17 protein-coding genes are annotated in these 17,561 nt (G+C 67.7%); 11 read left to right on the forward strand and 6 right to left on the reverse strand.

Annotation, left to right across the window (positions count from 1 at the left end):
- Positions 1-99: 99 nt before the first annotated feature.
- The 3 genes from pdxA to PQU96_RS09910 all read right to left on the reverse strand — a co-directional run bounded on the left by pdxA (position 100) and on the right by PQU96_RS09910 (position 4,610).
- On the reverse strand, positions 100-1,074 hold the full coding sequence (gene pdxA / locus PQU96_RS09900; RefSeq protein ID WP_272772184.1) for a 4-hydroxythreonine-4-phosphate dehydrogenase PdxA: 975 nt from the start codon (positions 1,072-1,074) through the stop codon (positions 100-102).
- A 63-nt stretch (positions 1,075-1,137) separates the two neighbouring features.
- The gene (locus PQU96_RS09905) at positions 1,138-2,418 is read right to left on the reverse strand and encodes a peptidylprolyl isomerase (protein WP_272772185.1); all 1,281 of its coding nucleotides are present in this window, start codon (positions 2,416-2,418) and stop codon (positions 1,138-1,140) included.
- On the reverse strand, positions 2,418-4,610 hold the full coding sequence (locus PQU96_RS09910; RefSeq protein WP_272772186.1) for an LPS-assembly protein LptD: 2,193 nt from the start codon (positions 4,608-4,610) through the stop codon (positions 2,418-2,420). Before PQU96_RS09910 ends, PQU96_RS09905 begins: the two co-directional genes overlap by 1 nt.
- Before the next feature lie 86 nt (positions 4,611-4,696).
- Between PQU96_RS09910 and amgK the strand changes: the two genes are divergently transcribed.
- The 3 genes from amgK (at position 4,697) to ruvC (ending at position 7,116) form a co-directional block, all read left to right on the forward strand.
- The gene (gene amgK, locus PQU96_RS09915; protein WP_272772188.1) at positions 4,697-5,743 is read left to right on the forward strand and encodes an N-acetylmuramate/N-acetylglucosamine kinase AmgK; all 1,047 of its coding nucleotides are present in this window, start codon (positions 4,697-4,699) and stop codon (positions 5,741-5,743) included.
- Positions 5,744-5,887: 144 nt separating this feature from the next.
- Positions 5,888-6,589 carry an N-acetylmuramate alpha-1-phosphate uridylyltransferase MurU gene (gene murU / locus PQU96_RS09920; RefSeq protein ID WP_272772189.1) on the forward strand — a complete coding sequence of 234 codons (702 nt, stop codon included), beginning with the start codon at positions 5,888-5,890 and terminating at the stop codon, positions 6,587-6,589.
- Positions 6,586-7,116, forward strand: a complete 531-nt coding sequence (gene ruvC, locus PQU96_RS09925) for a crossover junction endodeoxyribonuclease RuvC (RefSeq protein WP_272772191.1) — start codon at positions 6,586-6,588, stop codon at positions 7,114-7,116. Before murU ends, ruvC begins: the two co-directional genes overlap by 4 nt.
- A 128-nt stretch (positions 7,117-7,244) precedes the next feature.
- Here ruvC and PQU96_RS09930 read toward each other — a convergent pair whose 3' ends face one another.
- On the reverse strand, positions 7,245-8,288 hold the full coding sequence (locus tag PQU96_RS09930; RefSeq protein WP_272772192.1) for a GGDEF domain-containing protein: 1,044 nt from the start codon (positions 8,286-8,288) through the stop codon (positions 7,245-7,247).
- 218 nt (positions 8,289-8,506) lie between these two features.
- On the opposite strand from PQU96_RS09930, the gene PQU96_RS09935 reads away from it, so the two are divergent.
- The 8 genes from PQU96_RS09935 to PQU96_RS09970 all read left to right on the forward strand — a co-directional run bounded on the left by PQU96_RS09935 (position 8,507) and on the right by PQU96_RS09970 (position 14,649).
- Entirely contained in the window at positions 8,507-8,980 is a 474-nt protein-coding gene (locus PQU96_RS09935; RefSeq protein WP_272772193.1) for a hypothetical protein, read from the forward strand.
- Positions 8,981-9,028: 48 nt separating this feature from the next.
- Positions 9,029-10,003 (forward strand): prenyltransferase, encoded by a 975-nt coding sequence (locus PQU96_RS09940; protein WP_272772194.1) that lies wholly within the window; start codon positions 9,029-9,031, stop codon positions 10,001-10,003.
- Positions 10,004-10,039: 36 nt separating this feature from the next.
- Positions 10,040-10,633 (forward strand): Holliday junction branch migration protein RuvA, encoded by a 594-nt coding sequence (gene ruvA / locus PQU96_RS09945; RefSeq protein ID WP_047968033.1) that lies wholly within the window; start codon positions 10,040-10,042, stop codon positions 10,631-10,633.
- A 3-nt stretch (positions 10,634-10,636) separates the two neighbouring features.
- Positions 10,637-11,383 carry an SDR family oxidoreductase gene (locus tag PQU96_RS09950; RefSeq protein ID WP_272772195.1) on the forward strand — a complete coding sequence of 249 codons (747 nt, stop codon included), beginning with the start codon at positions 10,637-10,639 and terminating at the stop codon, positions 11,381-11,383.
- Positions 11,384-11,416: 33 nt separating this feature from the next.
- On the forward strand, positions 11,417-12,199 hold the full coding sequence (locus PQU96_RS09955) for an NYN domain-containing protein (RefSeq protein WP_272772196.1): 783 nt from the start codon (positions 11,417-11,419) through the stop codon (positions 12,197-12,199).
- A gap of 193 nt (positions 12,200-12,392) precedes the next feature.
- Positions 12,393-13,427 (forward strand): Holliday junction branch migration DNA helicase RuvB, encoded by a 1,035-nt coding sequence (ruvB, locus tag PQU96_RS09960; RefSeq protein WP_047968029.1) that lies wholly within the window; start codon positions 12,393-12,395, stop codon positions 13,425-13,427.
- Between the two features lie 29 nt (positions 13,428-13,456).
- Positions 13,457-14,179, forward strand: coding sequence for a glutamine amidotransferase (locus PQU96_RS09965; protein ID WP_272772198.1), 723 nt, complete (start codon positions 13,457-13,459; stop codon positions 14,177-14,179).
- Positions 14,180-14,244: 65 nt separating this feature from the next.
- Entirely contained in the window at positions 14,245-14,649 is a 405-nt protein-coding gene (locus PQU96_RS09970) for a hypothetical protein (RefSeq protein WP_047968027.1), read from the forward strand.
- 222 nt (positions 14,650-14,871) lie between these two features.
- On the opposite strand, the gene proB is transcribed toward PQU96_RS09970, so the two are convergent.
- Positions 14,872-15,990 carry a glutamate 5-kinase gene (gene proB, locus PQU96_RS09975; RefSeq protein ID WP_272772200.1) on the reverse strand — a complete coding sequence of 373 codons (1,119 nt, stop codon included), beginning with the start codon at positions 15,988-15,990 and terminating at the stop codon, positions 14,872-14,874.
- Between the two features lie 81 nt (positions 15,991-16,071).
- The gene (locus PQU96_RS09980) at positions 16,072-17,430 is read right to left on the reverse strand and encodes an adenosylmethionine--8-amino-7-oxononanoate transaminase (RefSeq protein ID WP_272772202.1); all 1,359 of its coding nucleotides are present in this window, start codon (positions 17,428-17,430) and stop codon (positions 16,072-16,074) included.
- Positions 17,431-17,561 lie beyond the last annotated feature (131 nt).

Below are 17,561 nucleotides of genomic sequence, written 5' to 3' on the forward strand. Positions count from 1 at the left end.
GCTGTTTTCCGGCGGGTGCGGCAGAGCAAACGGCGGCCAGGGTGGCCGCCGGCAGGACGAAACAAAGAGGCAAGACGGGCGCGTGAAAACGGGGGGAGGTCAGCGTGCGAGCTGGGCCGCCAGCCCCACCGCCTCGAACAGGCTGCCGGGGTCGGCGCGGCCGGTGGCGGCGAGATCCAGCGCGGTGCCGTGATCGACCGAGGTACGGATGATGGGCAGGCCCAGCGTGATGTTGATGCCGGCGCCGAAGCTTGCGTGCTTGAGCACCGGCAGGCCCTGGTCGTGGTACATCGCCAGCACCGCGTCGCCCTGCGCCAGCTTGTCCGGGTTGAACAGGGTGTCGGCCGGCAGTGGGCCGATCAGGTTCATGCCCTCGCTGCGCAGTGCGGCCAACGTTGGCTCGATCACGTCGATTTCCTCGCGCCCCATGTGGCCGCCCTCGCCGGCGTGCGGGTTGAGGCCGGCCACCAGGATGCGCGGCGCGGCGATGCCGAACTTGCCGACCAGATCGGCGTGCAGGATGCGGATGACTTCGCCGAGGCTGTCGCGGGTGATGGCGTCCGGCACGGCGCGCAGCGGCAGGTGGGTGGTGGCTAGCGCCACGCGCATGCCGGCGCCGGCCAGCATCATCACCACCCGCGGCGTGGCGGTGTGCTCGGCGAGGTACTCGGTATGGCCGGAGAACGCCACCCCGGCGTCGTTGATTACCCCCTTGTGTACCGGCGCGGTGACCATGGCGGCAAACTCGCCGCGCAGGCAGCCGGCGATGGCGACGTCCAGCGTGGCCAGTACGTAGCGGCCGTTGGCCGCATCCAGCACGCCCGGGCGGCAGGGCGCGGCCAGCGGTACGTGCCACACCTCCAGCCCCCTGGCCGGCGCCGGCACGTCATGCCGGTAGTCGAGCAGCGGCACGTCCAGCCCCAGCGCGGCGGCGCGCTGTTGCAGCAGGGTCTTGTCGGCGATGACGACACAGCGCGCCGGCAGCGCGAGCTCGGGCAGGCGCAGCACCAGGTCGGGGCCGATGCCGGCCGGTTCGCCGGCGGTAACGGCGAGGAGGGGGAGCGGGGTGGACATGGCGGCTTTCAGCAATAAAAGGGCGGCAATAAAAAAGGCCGATGCGAGCATCGGCCTTGAGAATTATTTTTCGATCAGCCGGTCATCGATGAAGGCCGAGGCGCGCAGCTGCTGCAACCAGTCGTTGTAGTTCTGCTCCGCCTTGCGCTGGCGAATCTGCTGCTTGATCGCCAGCTTGGCGCGTTCGCCGGACACGTCCTGGCTGCGTACTTCTTCCAGCCGGATCAGGTGCCAGCCGAACGGGCTGCGTACCGGTTCGCTGTTGTGGCCGGGTTGCAGTGCGGTGAACGCGCGCTCGAATTCCGGCACCGTGTCGCCGGGGTTGAGCCAGCCCAGGTCGCCGCCGAGCGAGGCGCTGCCGTCCTCGGAGAACTGGCGTGCCAGCGCCTCGAAGCTGGCGCCGCGCTGCAGGCGGTCCTGCACCTGCAGGATGCGGGCCTTGGCTTCCGCTTCGGAGGTGGCTTCGTTGGTCTTGATCAGGATGTGGCGCACCTTGTGCTGTTGCACCAGCTGCTGGCCGGCGCTGTCGCGCTTGTCGGTGAGCTTGAACAGGAACAGGCTGCCGTTGGCGCGCACGATGTCGGTGACATCGCCGACCTTCATGCTGTCCAGCAGCTGGATGAAGTCCGGCGGCAGCGCGCTGGCGCCTTTCCAGCCCATGTCGCCGCCGCTGAGCGCGGTGGCGGCTTCGGAGTAGCGGGCGGCCACTTCGGCGAAGGGCTGGCCGTTACGGATCGCCTGCTGCGCTTCCTGCAGCCGCAGGCGCAGTTTCTCGATCTGCGCGGCATCGGCGCGTTCCGGCACGTTGAGCTGGATCATCGCCAGCCGGTACTCGGCGTTGGACAGGCCCTGGGTGCTCTTCAGCACCTGTTCCACTTCGCTGTCGGTGACATTGACGCGGCCGGCGATCTCGCGTTCCTTGATGCGGTCCAGCAGCAGGTCCTTGCGCAGGCTCTTGCGGAACTGCTCCAGCGACAGGCCGTCCTGCTGCAGGCGGGCGTACAGGCCCTGCAGGTCGGTCTTGTTCTGTGCCGCCAGCCGTTGCAGGGTCTGGTCGATTTCGCTTTCGCTGACGCGCAGGCCGTTGCTGGCGGCGTACTGCAGTTGCAGCTGCTCGTTGACCATCAGGTCCAGCACCTGCCGCGACAGCACGCTGGCCGGCGGCAGCGCCACGTTCTGCCGTTTCAGGCTGGCGGTGATTTCGGCTTCGCGCTGTTGCAGTTCGCTCAGCGTGATCACGCCGTTGTTGATCACGGCGACGATGCGGTCGGCGGTCTGCACGGCAGCGCTGGCCGGGGTGGCCAGGCTGAGGGCGAGGGTCGCGGCAAGAAGGAGCTGTTTCATCAGTTACCTGTTGTCTCGTTGATTGGGCTGTAGCCCGGAATGGCTAGTCGCAGGGCATTGAGCGGATTGCTGCCGACGCTGCTGAAGTCTTTCAGCTCCAGCTGCAGGAACACGGCATTCTTGGTCTTGTCGAGGTCGGTGACGTAGCGCTGGCCGACCACGCGCATGCTCCAGCAGCCATCGTTGTACTCCACCCCGGCCAGTTGCTCCAACGCTTTTTTGTCGCGCAGCGAGTAGTTCTGCCGCGCCACCGCGTACCAGCGCGGCGCGATCGGCCACTGGCCGGCGACATCGACCTGGCGCAGGGTGTCGCGCTCGCTGCCGCTGCCGATCAGCTCGTCGCGGCCGTAGCGGTAGCGCACGCTGACGGTCTTGCCCGGTGCCGGGTTGTAGCGCAGCTGCGCATTGTAGCGTTCGGTCTTGGACAGCGCCTGGTTGTACTGGTAGGAGCCGTCCAGGCGCAGGCTGTGGCTGAGGTCGCCGCCGACGGTCATCAGCAGGTCGGAGCCGGCTTCGCTGCGCTCGCTGCTGCTGCCGTCGAGGCGGATGTCGTCGCGGCTCAGGTAGAAGCGCTGGCCGATGGCGACGCGCAGGCGTTCCAGCCCGTTTTCCTTGTCCAGGTAGCGGCTGGTCAGCGCCGCGGTGACCTGGTTGGCCGCGTTGATGCGATCGTGGCCGGAGAAGCGATTCTCGGTGAACAGCTGCGCGAAGTTGAAGTCGTTTTCCGAGGTGTCGAAGTTCGGCAGATTGGACTGATCGACCTTCGGGATTTTCACGTAGAACAGGCGCGGCTCCAGCGTCTGGTTCATGTCACGGCCGAACAGCGTGCTGTCGCGTTCGAAGTACAGGCCGCTGTCGAGGCTGACGATGGGGAGCGTGCGCTCGTCGCTGCGTACCGCCTGGTGGCTGTTGCCGTTGTCCAGTTCGTAACGGGTAAAGTGGACGCCGACTTTCGGACGCAGGAAGCCCCATGGCCGCTCGATGGCATAGCTCAGGCTGGGGTAGGCCACCAGACGCGTGCCTTCCTGCTTGCTGCTGTGGCTGAAGCGGGTCAGCTCGCTTTCGAGGTTGCTGCTGAAGCCGGCGAACTGCTGGCGGGCGTTGAGGCTCAGCTGCGGCAGGCGTGCGTACGGTTCTTCCACCGTGCCGCTGTCATCCTGCAGCGTCAGGTAGCGCTGCGCCTTCAGCGTCACCGATCCCCACTCCGGTTGATAGCTGAGCCAGGCCTCGCGCTTGAGGTTGACGTTGGCCGCACTGCTGACACGGTCGCCGAAATCTTCGAAATAGTTGTCATCGGACACGTACACACCGTTGGCTCCCGCACCCAGTGCCGGTGCCAGCTGCTGCACGTGTTCACCCTTCCACAGGAAGCGGCTGCGCTCGCTTTTCCTGTCATTGGGCAGCTGCTCGGTATACAGCTGGCCCCGGGCTTCCGGCAGCAGGTAGCGGCCTTCCAGCCCCAGCATCATGCCGCGCTGGCTGATATAGCGCGGGGTGATGGTGGCGTCGTAGTTCGGCGCGATGTTCCAGTAGTAGGGCAGCGATACCTGCAGGCCGTCGCTGCCGGTGCTGATGGTGGGGAACAGCAGGCCGCTCTTGCGGCCGCCGTCCAGCGGGAAGTCGATCCACGGCGTGTACAGGATGGGCACACCCTGAAATTCCACCCGTGCATTGCGCGCCACGCCGACGTTGCGACCGTAGTCGAGGTCGATGGTGCTGGCCTTCAGGTACCAGGAGTCGTCGTTGGGGTCACAGGTGTTGGCGCGTGCACTCTGCAGGCGGTAGTGGTCCTTGCCCTGGAATGCGAGCTTGCCGGCATTGCCGCGCAGCGTCTTGCCGTCGCGGCCGAAGCTGAAGCTCGCGTTGCTGGCGCTGCCGCTGCGCTCGCCCAGCAGGTAGTCGAGCTGTTCCGCCTCGATCTGGCCGTCCGCCTGCGTCAGCCGCACCCGCTCGCCGGCGCGCAGCTGCTGCCGCTGCACGAAGTATTCCAGCCAGTCGGCCTCGACGGTCTGGTCATCGCGGCTGGCCTTCACCTGGCCGCTGGCCTTCAGCTCGACGTCCATCTGGCCGTCCAGCGTGTCGGATTCGACACTCAGCGTGCCCGCCGGCAGGGAGTCCGCCTGCGCCGTCGGCAGCAGGAACAGGGGGAGCAAGGCCGCCATCACGGGCGTCAAACGGAAGCGTGTCTGCATCGGAAGAAGTCGGGCCGGCCATGTTGGGGCGCGGTCAAAGCGGTTACAATCGCGTCATTGTACCCAATTTGCCGATATACGCGACTATGCAGCGACTCGAAGCCCTGAAAGCGTGGCTGGCCACGCAGTTTCCCGATCAAGACATCGCCGTGGCCTTTGCCGCCGCCGATGCCGATTTCCGCCGTTACTTCCGTGCCACCTTCCCCGATGGCACGACCCGCATCGTGATGGATGCGCCGCCGGAAAAGATGAACACCGACGCCTACGTCAGCGTGCGCGAGCTGTTCGCGCCGGCGGCCAACGTGCCGGCCATCCTGCTGCGCGACCGCGAGCAGGGCTTCATGCTGCTGGAAGACCTCGGCACCGTCACCCTGCTGGCGGCGCTGCAGCACGACGAGCGCGACATGGTGCACAAGCACCTGCTGCTGGAAGCGGTCGATACCCTGATCGAGATCCAGAAGATCAGCCAACCCGGCGTGCTGCCGGACTACGACCACGCGCTGCTGACCCGCGAGCTGAACCTGTTCCCGGAGTGGTACGTGGCCAAGGAGCTGGGCAAGCCGCTGACCTTCGCCCAGCGCAAGCTGTGGGACGCGGCGCTGCAGGCGCTGCTGCCGCGCATCGAGGCACAGGGCAAGGTCTACGTGCACCGCGATTTCATCGTGCGCAACCTGATGCTGACGCCGGGCCGTCCGGGCGTGCTCGACTTCCAGGACGCGGTGTACGGCCCGGTCAGCTACGACATCGTGTCGCTGCTGCGTGACGCCTTCATCGGCTGGGACGAGGAATTCGTGCTCGACATCGCCATCCGCTACTGGGAAAAGGCGCGCGCCGCCGCCCTGCCGGTGGCCGACAGCATCGACGAGTTCTACCGCGACTTCGAGTGGATGGGCGTGCAGCGCCATCTGAAAGTGGCCGGCATCTTCGCCCGCCTGTACCACCGCGACGGCAAGGACAAGTACCGCGCCGAGATCCCGCGCTTCATCAAGTACCTGAAGAAGACCAGCCGCCGCTACAGCGAGCTGGCGCCGCTGTTCCAGCTGCTGGTGGAGCTGGTCGGCCTCGACGAGGATGACAATGACGACAGCATCCAGTCGGTGTTCAGCGCCACCCGGCTGGCGTCGGACCAGTAAACCCGAACCTTTGCCAAGGAATCCACAGACAGCGCACTGAGCGGTAACGGCTCGGCTGATGGCGGGATACCCCCCCCGCTTCAGCAGGAGGGCCACCTCGTCCGTGGTTTTTGTGGCTTCTGTGGCAATAGAAAAGCCAGATAAATGAAAGCAATGATTCTCGCCGCCGGCCGCGGCCAACGCATGCGGCCGCTGACCGACCACACCCCGAAACCGTTGCTGGATGTCGGTGGCCAGCCGCTGATCGTCTGGCACATCCGGCACCTGGCCGCCGCCGGCTTCAGCGACATCGTTATCAATCACGCCTGGCTGGGCGACCGGATCGAAGCCACGCTGGGCGACGGCAGCCGTTACGGCGTGCGTCTGGCCTACTCGCGCGAGAAGAGCGCGCTGGAAACCGCCGGCGGTATTGCCACTGCGCTGCCGCTGCTGGGTGATGCCCCGTTCGTGGTGGTGAACGGCGACGTGCTCACCGATGTCGATTTCGCCAGCTTGCGGCCAACGTTGGCGGCACTGGATGGCGAGCGGCACCTCGCGCACCTGCTGCTGGTGGCCAATCCGCCACACCATCCGGGCGGCGACTTCGGCCTGCTGCCGGACGGCAAGCTGGCGGGCAATGCCAGCGACGGCATCGGCCTGACCTTCTCCGGTATCGGCCTGTATCACCCGGCGCTGTTTGCCGGCATTCCGGCCCACCAGCCGGCCAAGCTGGCGCCGTTGCTGCGCGCGGCGATGGCGCACGGGCAGGTAAGCGGCGCGCGCCACGACGGGCTGTGGCTGGATGTGGGGACGCCGGAGCGGCTGGCGGAGGCCGACGCCATCGCCAAGGGTTGGCCGCAAGCGTGAAACGCCGCATTCTCGGCATCGACCCCGGCAGCCGCATCACCGGCTTCGGCGTGATCGACATCGTCGGCAACCAGCGGCTGTACGTCGCCTCCGGCGCCATCCGCACGCCGCAGGGCGCCAGCCTCGCCGAGCGCATCAAGGTGCTGGTGCATGGCATCCACGACGTGATCGCCACCTACCAGCCGACCGAGTCGGCGCTGGAGCAGGTGTTCGTCAACGTTAACCCGGCGGCGACGCTGATGCTGGGCCAGGCGCGCGGCGCCTGCATGACGGCGCTGGTGATGAAGGATCTGCCGGTGGCCGAGTACACCGCACTGCAGGTCAAGCAGTCGGTGGTGGGGCAGGGCAAGGCGCCGAAGGAGCAGGTGCAGTTCATGGTGGTGACCATGCTGAACCTGTCCGGCACGCCGCAGGCCGACGCCGCCGACGCGCTGGCGGTGGCGCTGACCCACGCCAACCACAGCGGCGGCGCCATCGGCAAGCTGGCCAGTCTGGGTTACAAGGTGCGCGGCGGCCGGCTGGTGTAGCGGCCCGGTGTTCCTGTCCGCAGCCAAGCCTGGCCGCAGGCGGGGTATCGGCGCATCGCCAGCGTCGCATCGCTCACCCGTGTCGCGGCTGATCGCGCCGAGCGGTGACGTGCCCGATGGGCACAGTCTCAGGCGTGCCGTTTCCTGGCCTGCTTCACCACGTACATTTCGCTGTCGGCCAGATGGATGGCGTCGGCACTGTGCAGCCCGAACGGCGCCAGCGCCACGACGCCGACACTGCCTCCGCCGTAGGCGATGCGGTGGCCGGCCAGCGGGTAGTCGCCCGTCGTCAGCGCCGACAGCCGCTGTTGCAGCGCGTGCGCCGCACTGGCCGGTTCGCCCTCCGTGATCAGCGCCCCCGGCAGCGCGCCCTTTGGCCATGCCGGCCCCGGCCCGATGAACAGGAACTCGTCCCCGCCCATCCGTCCCAGCATTTCCGTCGCGCGCAGGCCGGACTGCAGGCGCTGTGCGACCGCCTGCAGGAAGTCGTCGCCGGCCTGGTGGCCATGGCGGTCGTTGATCTGCTTGAAGCCGTCCAGATCGATCACCCCGACCAGGACGCTGCTGCCGGTGCGTACCGCCTGCGCCAGCAGGCGTTCCAGCTCGTCGAACAGCGCACGGCGGTTGGGCAGCCCGGTCAGCGGATCGGCCAGCGCGTGGGCGGCCAGCCTGGCGTTGGCGTGCTGCAGCTCGTCCAGCAGCATTTCCCGCTCGATGAAATTGGCCACGATGTTGGCAAACAGCTGCAGCAGCGTTTCGGTCTCGCCGCTGATCGTCACCGAGCGGGCGCTGGCGGCGCACAGCGTGCCCAGCAGGCCGCCGTCGCCACTGCGTACCGGTGCGCTGATATAGGTCTTGATGCCGAGCTGGCGCGCGGCGTCGGAGTCGCCCCACAGCGTGCTCACCTGGTCGGTGGACAGGATGCCCATGTCCAGCGAACGCTTGCACAGGGTGTCTTCCCACGGCACGCTCAGCCCTTCCGGGATCTGCATGTCGCCGCTGTTGCGCGCATAGCGCACATGCTGGACACCCGGTCCCAGTTCGATGCTGGTGAGGTAGGTGGACTCCATGCCGGTGATGTTGCCCAGCATCTCGAGCACGGGGCGGATCAGCTGGTCGATGGTCCTGGCCGTCTTCAGGGACAGCGAGAGTTGCGAGAGGATCGGGTCCATGGCGGACGGTTTTCCCGAAGTTGCGATGGCTGCGCACTGTAGCGGAACATGCGATTGAAATATAGCGTCCAGTCAGGCGCGGCTTGTTGCGTGCACCGCGGCAGGGACCACAGGCGCCGTGCGGGATAGGGGCGGCGCCGCTTTTTATTGCGCCAGCCCAAGGCCGGCCGCCCCGCCGCATGGCACACTGCGGCCAACCTTTCTGTCTGGAGCCTGCGATGTGGAATGACTATGCCATCGCCCGCGCGCTGCACGTGCTGGCCATCGTGATGTGGGTCGGTGGCGTCGGTTTCGTCACCACCGTGCTGATTCCGGCGATCCGCCGCCGTTTCCCCCCGGCGCAGCAGTACGCGATGTTCGAGGACGTGGAGCACCGCTTCGGCGCGCAGGCCCGTTTCTGGGTGTTGCTGGCGCTGGCCAGCGCCGGCTGGATGCTGCACAGCACCGACGGCTGGGCGAGGCTGCGCGATACCGGCTGGCTGCACCTGATGCTGGCCGCCTGGCTGCCGTTCTTCCTGATGCTGTTCGTGCTGGAGCCGCTTGTCGTGCACCACTGGCTGAAGCGGCGCGCGCAGCGCGACCCGGCCGGCACCATGCGCCTGTTGCAGCGGCTGCATGTCGGGCTGCTGGCGCTGACGCTGAGCGCACTGCTGGCCGGCGTGGTCGGCGCCCACGGCGGCTGGCGCTTCTGACGCGTTATCGCTTGCCGGCAGCGGCCGCGCGCCGGCTTTGCGTTATGCTTGCTGGATCTGTCCTCCACGCTCGACACCATGCCTGCCACCACCTGCCCGCCGCCACCCGACCGCTCCCGCCCTGACGGCCGTGCCGCGCGCTGGCTGCTGGCCACCCGCCCGGCCTTCCTGACCCTGACCCTCGGCGGCGTGCTGCTCGGCATCGCCGGCAGCGGCGGCGACGCGCTGTGGCAACGTTGGCCGCAAGCGGCGCTGGCGCTGCTGCTGGCCTTGCTGTGTCACGCGGCGGTCAACGTGATCAACGACGTGGCCGACCACGACAACGGCAGCGATGCGGCCAACGTGGCGCGGCAGTTTCCGTTTACCGGCGGCAGCCGCGTGATCCAGAACGCGCTGCTCAGCCGCCGCGACATGGTGCGGCTGGCACAGGGGCTGTTTGCGCTGGTGATCGCCGGCGGCCTGCTGCTGGTGTGGCTGAGCGGGCCGTGGCTGCTGGCCATCGGCGTGATCGGCGTGGTGCTGGGTTGGGGCTACTCGGCACCGCCGCTGCAGCTGAACAGCCGCGGCCTGGGTGAGCTGTGCGTGCTGCTGTGTTTCACCCTGCTGCCGCTGGGCGCGCAGGTATTGCTCAGCGGCACGCCATCGCTGGCCATGCTGGCCGCCGCCTTGCCCTACGGCTTGCTGGCGGCCGCGCTGCTGTACATCAACCAGTTCCCGGATCGCGACGCCGACGCGCTGGCCGGCAAACGCCACTGGGTGGTGCGGCTGGCGCCGCAGCAGGCGCGCTACGGCTACCTGCTGTTGGTGACGCTGGCTCTGCTGAGTTTGCTGGCGGCGATTGCCGCCGGTCTGCTGCCGCTGCGTGCCATGCTGCTGTTGCCGCTGTGGCTGCTGCCGGCACGGGCGGCGGTCACGCTGTGGCACAATGCGGCGCAACCGGCGCGGCTGCGGCCCGCCCTGATCCAGACCATCGCCGCGGCCAACCTGTATCCGCTGGCGCTGGCTGCCATCCTGTCCTGTTAAGCGCCGCGCTGCGGCCAACCTTTTGAAAGCCCCGAAATGATCGGACGACTCACCGGCACCCTGCTCGAAAAACTGCCCCCGCAAATCACCGTCGACGTCAACGGCGTCGGCTACGACGTGGACGTGACCATGACCACCTTCTACCAGCTGCCGGCGCTGGGGCAGAAGACCACGCTGTTCACCCACCTGGTGGTGCGCGAGGACGCCCACCTGCTGTACGGCTTCGGTAGCCGTGACGAGCGCGAAACCTTCCGCCAGCTGATCAAGATCACCGGCGTCGGCGCCAAGATCGCGCTGGCCATCCTGTCCGGCATGACCGCCGACGAGCTGGCGATCGCGGTGGCCAGCGAAGACATCAAGCGCCTGTCCAGCGTGCCCGGCATCGGCAAGAAAACCGCCGAGCGGCTGGTGCTGGAGCTGCGCGGCAAGCTGGCCACCGGCGGCAACCTCACCGTGCCCGGCGGCCTGCCGTTTGCCGCCACCCCGGACGAAAAGAGCGACATCGTCAACGCGCTGCTGGCGCTGGGCTACAACGAAAAAGAGGCCGCCGCCGCCACCAAGGGCCTGCCGGCGGACGTGACCGTCAGCGACGGCGTGCGGCTGGCGCTGAAGAACCTGATGAAAGGCTGAGACATGGACAAGGTGCTGCTGGTCACCGGCGCCAGCCGTGGCATCGGCGCCGCCACCGCGCGGCTGGCTGCGCAGCAGGGCTGGGCGGTGGCGGTGAACTACCACCGCAACCAGGCCGCCGCGCAGGCGGTGGTGGCCGACATTCATGCTGCGGGCGGTCGCGCGGTGGCGATTGCGGCCAACGTGGCGGACGAGGTGGACGTGCTGCGCCTGTTCGCCGAGTGCGAGGCGGCGCTCGGGCCGCTGTCGGCGCTGGTCAACAACGCCGGCGTGCTGGAGCCGCAGATGCGGCTGGACGAAATGAGCATGGCGCGCTGGCAGCGCATCCTGGGCGCCAACGTCATCGGCCCGCTGCTGTGCTGCCGCGAGGCGGTGAAGCGGCTGTCCACCCGCCACGGTGGGTCGGGCGGTGCCATCGTCAACGTGTCGTCCGCCGCCGCGCGGCTGGGGTCGGGCGGTGAATACGTGGACTACGCCGCCAGCAAGGGCGCGCTGGACACGCTGACCGTGGGCCTGGCAAAAGAGGTCGCCGCCGAAGGCATCCGCGTCAACGCGGTGCGCCCCGGCTTCATCTACACCGACATGCACGCCGACGGCGGCGAGCCGGGCCGCGTCGACCGCGTCAAGAGCGCGGTGCCGCTGCAGCGCGGCGGTCAGCCGCAGGAGGTGGCGGCGGCGATCCTGTGGCTGCTGTCCGACGCCGCCTCGTTCACCACCGGCAGTTTCATCGATGTCGCCGGCGGCCGCTGAGCGCGCCGCGGCATCGTCAACAAGGGGAAAACAATGGCCAACGTAGCGGTACTGATCGACGCGGACAACGTGTCGCCGGGCTGGATCGAGGACGTACTGGAAGAAGCCGGCAAGCTGGGCGTGCTGGCACTCAAGCGCGTATACGGCGACTTCAGCCGTCACGACAAGGCGTGGCGCGACCTGTGCGCGCGCTTCGCCATCCACCCGATCCAGCAGTTCCCGAACACCAAGGGCAAGAACGCGTCCGACATCACGCTGGTGATCGACGCCATGGACATGCTGCACTCCGGCCGCTATCACAGCTTCTGCCTGGTCTCCAGCGACAGCGACTTTTCGCGGCTGGCGACGCGGCTGCGCGAGGACGGGCTGGAGGTGTGGGGCTTCGGCGAGGAGAAGACGCCGTCGGCCTTCGTCAACGCCTGCAGCAAGTTCGTGTACGTGGAAGTGCTGGCGCTGAGCGACGAGGCCAAGGCGGAGGAGAGCGCGGCCAAGGAGGGCGACGGCGCGCGCGGCGGCGGCAAACCGGTGCCGGCGGCGCGGGTGCTGCGGCCGCTGGACAAGAAGCTGCGCGCACAATTCCAGAAGGGCATCGAGAGCATGGACGATGACGAGGGCTGGGCCGACCTCGGCGGCGTCGGCAGCCTGCTCGGCCAGTGGATGCCGGACTTCGATCCGCGCAATTACGGCTTTGCCAAGCTGTCCGAGCTGGTGCTGAAGTCGGGCTGGTTCGAGGTGCGCAAGGCCAGCAGCGGCCGCGGCGGGGTGTCGATCCGCCTCAAACCGGGCAACGGCGGTGGGCGCAAAGCGGCCAAGTAGGGCGCTTGCCGGCACCGCGCCGGCGCCAACCGGAAAAAACCGCAGCGTGCTCATGATATGGAGTAGGCGCTGCGGTTTTTGTTTGCGGCCAACGTGGATGGCCAGGGTTGGCCGCAAGCGATTGCCGGTGCATCCGGGGCGGGTGCCGGGCGCAAGTGGTAACATCGGGCGATTGATTCCGAGTGATAGCGACATGATCCAGACCGACAACCTGATAGGCGGCGCGCCTGAGCGCCGCATCGTCACCCAGCAAAGCCTGTCGCAGCAGGAGGAGGCGCTGGAGCGCGCGCTGCGGCCGAAGCAGCTGGACGAGTACGTCGGCCAGAAAAAGGCGCGTGAGCAGCTGGAGATCTTCATCGAGGCGGCCAAAAAGCGCGGCGAGGCGCTGGACCACGTGCTGCTGTTCGGCCCGCCGGGCCTCGGCAAGACCACGCTGGCGCACATCGTGGCGCGCGAGATGGGCGTCAACCTGCGCCAGACTTCCGGCCCGGTGCTGGAGCGCGCCGGCGACCTGGCCGCGCTCTTGACCAACCTGGAGCCGCACGACGTGCTGTTCATCGACGAGATCCACCGCCTGTCGCCGGTGGTGGAGGAGATCCTCTACCCGGCTCTGGAGGACTACCAGATCGACATCATGATCGGCGAGGGGCCAGCGGCGCGCTCGGTGAAGATCGACCTGCCGCCGTTCACGCTGGTGGGCGCCACCACCCGCGCCGGCATGCTGACCAACCCGCTGCGGGATAGGTTCGGGATTGTCGCGCGGCTGGAGTTCTACACCCCCGAGGAGCTGCAGCGCATCGTGGTGCGCTCCGCCGGCCTGCTGAACGTGCCGCTGGCCGACGATGGCGCGTTTGAAGTCGCGCGCCGTTCGCGCGGCACGCCGCGCATCGCCAACCGCCTGCTGCGCCGCGTGCGCGACTACGCCGAGGTGCGTGCCGACGGCACGGTGACGGCGGCGGTGGCCGACGCCGCGCTGGCGATGCTGGACGTGGACCCGGCCGGCCTGGACGTGATGGACCGCAAATTGCTTCAGGCCATCCTGGACAAGTTCGGTGGCGGCCCGGTGGGGCTGGACAACGTCGGCGCCGCCATCGGCGAGTCGACCGACACCATCGAGGACGTGATCGAACCGTTCCTGATCCAGCAGGGCTATCTGCAGCGCACGCCGCGCGGGCGGATGGCGACGGCGCTGGCCTATACCCACTTCGGGCTGCCGACCCGGGAGTAAGCGGCGGCACCGATTCACGAGCGAACACGATGCAGAAAAAGCTGATTATCCGTACCGGCCGCGTCTATGCCGAGTTGCGTAGCGAGCTGGGCGATTTTGACGACTGGATCCGCCGCGAGCTGGGCGCCGGTGGCGAGCGCTGGCAGGTGATCGACGTGCAGGCCGGCGAGGCGCTACCGGCGGTGACAGAGGTGGCCGGCGCGGTGATTACCGGGTCGGCGGCGATGGTCAGCGAGCGCGCGCCGTGGAGTGAGGCCACCGCAGCCTGGCTGCGCAGCGCGCATGCGGCCAACGTGCCGCTCTTGGGCATCTGCTTCGGCCACCAGCTGCTGGCATCGGCGCTGGGCGGCGAGGTGGACTACCACCCGCAGGGGCCGGAGGCCGGCACGGTGACGGTGCAGACCACCGCTGCTGCCGCCAGCGACCCGCTGTTGTCGGCGTTGCCGGAGAGCTTTGCCGCCAACGTGATCCACTGGCAGAGCGTGCAGCGGCTGCCGCCGGGCGCGGTGTGCCTGGCGCACAACGCCTTCGAGCCGCATCACGCCTTCCGCCATGGTTCGGCGTGGGGCGTGCAGTTCCACCCGGAATTCAACGCCGAGGCGATGACGCGCTACCTCGCACAGCTGGCCGAGCCGCTGGCACGGGCGCAGCTGTCCTTGCCGGTGCTGCAGCAGAATGTTGCGGCGACACCACATGCGGCGGCTTTATTGCAGCGTTTCGCCGCCTTGCTGCCGGTGGCTGCGCAAGGCTGACTACCCGGCGTACAATGCGCGCCGGATGTTTTATTTGCTCATGATTGCTCAGGGAGTATGCAGGCATGTTTTACGCCATTTTGCTGGTGACACTGGCGGTCGCCCTGGTGACCTCGATACTGGTGGTCCGTTTTTTCAACGAGGCAGTCAAGAAAATCCTGTCGCGCATCGTCGGCGATGATCTGGCCGAGGCCTGGCGCAAGTACATGAGCTTCGCCATCGTGGTGGTCGGCGTGTCCGGCGGTGTGCGCATCTGGGATCTGGAGAAGTTCGTGCCCAACGGCCGCGAATCGGCGCTGGAGCTGAACGGCGTGCGCTGGACCATCCAGATCTACCGCACCGTGATCGACACCCTGTCGCAGATCGCGTGGGTGATGCTGCTGTTCTTCCTGTGCACCATGGTCGCCTACGTGATCATGCGCGCGGTGGAGGCTCGCGCCAGCGAGCGCGGCGGCAAGGCGCCGGAGTAAGCGTTCGTTCCGGCCGTTCGGGTCGGGCCATCATGCAAACAGGGCTGCCGCGGCAGCCCTGTTGTTTTGTATGCGCCGTTTAGAACGTCTTCACGATCCCGCCCGCTCACGCGAGACAAGGCGAAAACGGCTGAGAAAGCGGAATTTACATGGGGTAAATGAGCATTCCGAAGCCGTTTTTAACGCGGTATCGCCGAAGCGCAGCAGATCGTGAACAGGTTCTTACAGCGCGACCATATTGTCGCGGTGGATCAGTTCCGGCTCGATCAGGTAGCCGAGCACACCCTCGATGTCGCGGGTGGCCTTGCGCATGATCAGCCGCGCCTCTTCCGAGCTGTAGTTGACCAGCCCGCGCGCCACCTCGACGTGCTGTTCGTCGACGCAGACCACCGCGTCGCCGCGCAGGAAGCTGCCTTCCACCGCGATGACGCCGATCGGCAGCAGGCTGGTGCCTTTTTCTCGTACCGCCAGCGCGGCGCCGGCGTCCAGCACCACCTTGCCGGACAGCTGCAGGTGATCGGCCAGCCACTGCTTGCGTGCGGCCAACCTGGTGGTCGGCGCATTGAGCTGGGTGCCGATCGCCTCGCCGTCGGCCAGCCGCGACAGCACGTTGGTCTCGCGACCGCAGGCGATCACGGTGGCGGCACCGCTGCGCGCGGCGCGCTTGGCGGCGATGATCTTGGTGTACATGCCGCCGGTGCCGACACTGGAGCCGGCACCGCCGGCCATTTCTTCCAGCTTGCTGTCGCCAGCCTCGGCCTCGTGCACGAAGGCGGCGTCGGGGTGCCTGCGCGGGTCGGCGGTGTAAAGGCCCTGCTGGTCGGTGAGGATCACCAGGCTGTCGGCCTCGATCAGGTTGGTCACCAGCGCGCCGAGGGTGTCGTTGTCTCCGAAGCGGATCTCGTCGGTGACCACGGTGTCGTTCTCGTTGATGATGGGCACCACGTTCAGCGCCAGCAGCGTCGACAGCGTGGTACGGGCGTTGAGGTAGCGCAGGCGGTCGGACAGGTCTTCGTGGGTCAGCAGCACCTGCGCGGTCTGCAGGCCGTGTTCGCGAAAGGCGCTCTCGTACGCCTGGCACAGCCCCATCTGGCCGACGGCGGCGGCGGCCTGCAGCTCGTGCACCGCCTTCGGCCGTTTGGCCCAGCCCAGGCGCTGGCAGCCTTCGGCGATGGCGCCGCTGGAGACCAGAACCACCTGCTTGCCGCGGCGTTTCAGGTCGGCGATCTCGGCGGCCCAGCGCGCCAGCGCGCCCATGTCCAGGCCCTTGCCGTCATTGGTCACCAGGCTGGAGCCTACTTTCACCACGATGCGCGTGGCGTTGTGAATCACCGATTGCATGTCGCCGAATCCCGTCAGAAGCAAAGCCGTCAGTTTACCCGATTCCGCCGCCATGCCGCAGTGCGTCACGCGGCGGGGGGCTTACGGCAGCGCGGTTTCCGGCCGCGACGATGGCCGGTCGCCGGCCAGCAGTTGCGTCAGCGCCATGAGCGTGGCGTCGACCAGCTGCCGCATGTGGCTTTCCTCGATGATGTAGGGCGGCATGAAGTACACCGTCTTGCCGATCGGGCGCACCAGGCAGCCCTGCTGCAGCATCAGGCTGAAGAAGGCGGGGCCAAAGTCGGCGCGCTGGCAGTCGACGTCGAACGCCCAGATCATGCCGCGCTGGCGGAAGTGGCGCACCGCCGGGTGAGCGGCGATCTCGGCCAGGTGGCGGCTGAACAGCGCGGCGGTGGCAAGGTTGGCCGCAATCACCTGTTCGTCCTCGAAGATGTCGAGCACGGTCAGCGCCGCGCGGCAGGCCAGTGCGTTGCCGGTGTAGCTGTGCGAGTGAAGGAAGCCGCGGCTGACGTCGTCGTCGTAGAACGCGGCGTAGATGTCGTCGGTGGTCAGCACGCAGGACAGCGGCAGGTAGCCGCCGGTGATGCCTTTTGACAGGCACAGGAAGTCGGCGCGGATCGCCGCCTGTTCGCAGGCGAACAGCGTGCCGGTGCGGCCGAAGCCGACCGCGATCTCGTCGGCGATCAGGTGCACCTGGTACTGGTCGCACAGGCGGCGCGCTTCGGCCAGATACAGCGGGTCGTACATCACCATACCGGCGGCGCCTTGCACCAGCGGTTCGATGATGAAGGCGGCAATCTCGTGGCCGTGCTGTTGCAGCAGGGTCTCCAGCGCGGCAGCGGCGCGGCGCGCGACATCGGCGGCCGTCTCCCCCGCTGCGGCGAGACGGGCGTCGGGGCTGGGCGCGCGCAGGTTGTGCTGGAGCAGCGGCGCGTAGGTGTCGGAGAACAGCGGCACGTCGGTGACCGCCAGCGCGCCGACGGTTTCGCCGTGGTAGCTGTTTTCCAGACTGAGGAAGCGGGTCTTCTGCGTCTGGCCGTGGTTGCGCCAGTAGTGGAAGCTCATTTTCAGCGCGATCTCGGTGGCGCTGGCGCCGTCCGAGCCGTAGAAGGCGTGGCCGAGGCCGGTGAGTGCGGCCAACCTTTCCGACAGCTCCACCACCGGCTGGTGGGTGAAGCCGGCGAGGATCACGTGCTCCAGGGTGTCGAGCTGATCCTTCAACGCCTGCTTGATGCGCGGCTGGTTGTGGCCGAACAGGTTCACCCACCACGAGCTGACGCCGTCGATGTAGCGCTGGCCGTCGAAATCCTCTAGCCAGATGCCGTCGGCGCGGGCAATCGGGATGATGGGCAGGGTTTCGTGGCGCTTCATCTGGGTGCAGGGGTGCCACACCGAGGCGCGGCTGCGCGCCAGCCAGTGTTGTGCTTGCGAGTCATGCATGGCGAGTGCTCCGTAAGGCAAGGCGGGCATCGTAACATGGCGCCGCACCGCGCAAGAGTGACGAAAATTGTCAGTAGTATGCCGATTTTGCGCCGACGCGCGCCGTGCGCAACAGCCCGCCATCGCACGGA

Origin of the sequence: Vogesella margarita (assembly GCF_028548475.1) — a bacterium.
Classification (GTDB): Bacteria; Pseudomonadota; Gammaproteobacteria; order Burkholderiales; family Chromobacteriaceae; genus Vogesella; species Vogesella margarita.

What these genes read in the sequence shown, in the direction of transcription:
- PQU96_RS09905 (WP_272772185.1), bottom strand. Translation starts at nt 2,418, where the DNA reads ATGAAACAGCTCCTTCTTGCCGCGACCCTCGCCCTCAGCCTGGCCACC.
- PQU96_RS09935 (WP_272772193.1), top strand. Translation starts at nt 8,507, where the DNA reads ATGTGGAATGACTATGCCATCGCCCGCGCGCTGCACGTGCTGGCCATC.
- ruvA (WP_047968033.1), top strand. Translation starts at nt 10,040, where the DNA reads ATGATCGGACGACTCACCGGCACCCTGCTCGAAAAACTGCCCCCGCAA.
- murU (WP_272772189.1), top strand. Translation starts at nt 5,888, where the DNA reads ATGAAAGCAATGATTCTCGCCGCCGGCCGCGGCCAACGCATGCGGCCG.
- PQU96_RS09910 (WP_272772186.1), bottom strand. Translation starts at nt 4,610, where the DNA reads ATGCAGACACGCTTCCGTTTGACGCCCGTGATGGCGGCCTTGCTCCCC.
- PQU96_RS09980 (WP_272772202.1), bottom strand. Translation starts at nt 17,430, where the DNA reads ATGCATGACTCGCAAGCACAACACTGGCTGGCGCGCAGCCGCGCCTCG.
- proB (WP_272772200.1), bottom strand. Translation starts at nt 15,990, where the DNA reads ATGCAATCGGTGATTCACAACGCCACGCGCATCGTGGTGAAAGTAGGC.
- PQU96_RS09970 (WP_047968027.1), top strand. Translation starts at nt 14,245, where the DNA reads ATGTTTTACGCCATTTTGCTGGTGACACTGGCGGTCGCCCTGGTGACC.
- amgK (WP_272772188.1), top strand. Translation starts at nt 4,697, where the DNA reads ATGCAGCGACTCGAAGCCCTGAAAGCGTGGCTGGCCACGCAGTTTCCC.
- ruvB (WP_047968029.1), top strand. Translation starts at nt 12,393, where the DNA reads ATGATCCAGACCGACAACCTGATAGGCGGCGCGCCTGAGCGCCGCATC.
- PQU96_RS09930 (WP_272772192.1), bottom strand. Translation starts at nt 8,288, where the DNA reads ATGGACCCGATCCTCTCGCAACTCTCGCTGTCCCTGAAGACGGCCAGG.
- PQU96_RS09955 (WP_272772196.1), top strand. Translation starts at nt 11,417, where the DNA reads ATGGCCAACGTAGCGGTACTGATCGACGCGGACAACGTGTCGCCGGGC.
- pdxA (WP_272772184.1), bottom strand. Translation starts at nt 1,074, where the DNA reads ATGTCCACCCCGCTCCCCCTCCTCGCCGTTACCGCCGGCGAACCGGCC.
- PQU96_RS09950 (WP_272772195.1), top strand. Translation starts at nt 10,637, where the DNA reads ATGGACAAGGTGCTGCTGGTCACCGGCGCCAGCCGTGGCATCGGCGCC.
- PQU96_RS09965 (WP_272772198.1), top strand. Translation starts at nt 13,457, where the DNA reads ATGCAGAAAAAGCTGATTATCCGTACCGGCCGCGTCTATGCCGAGTTG.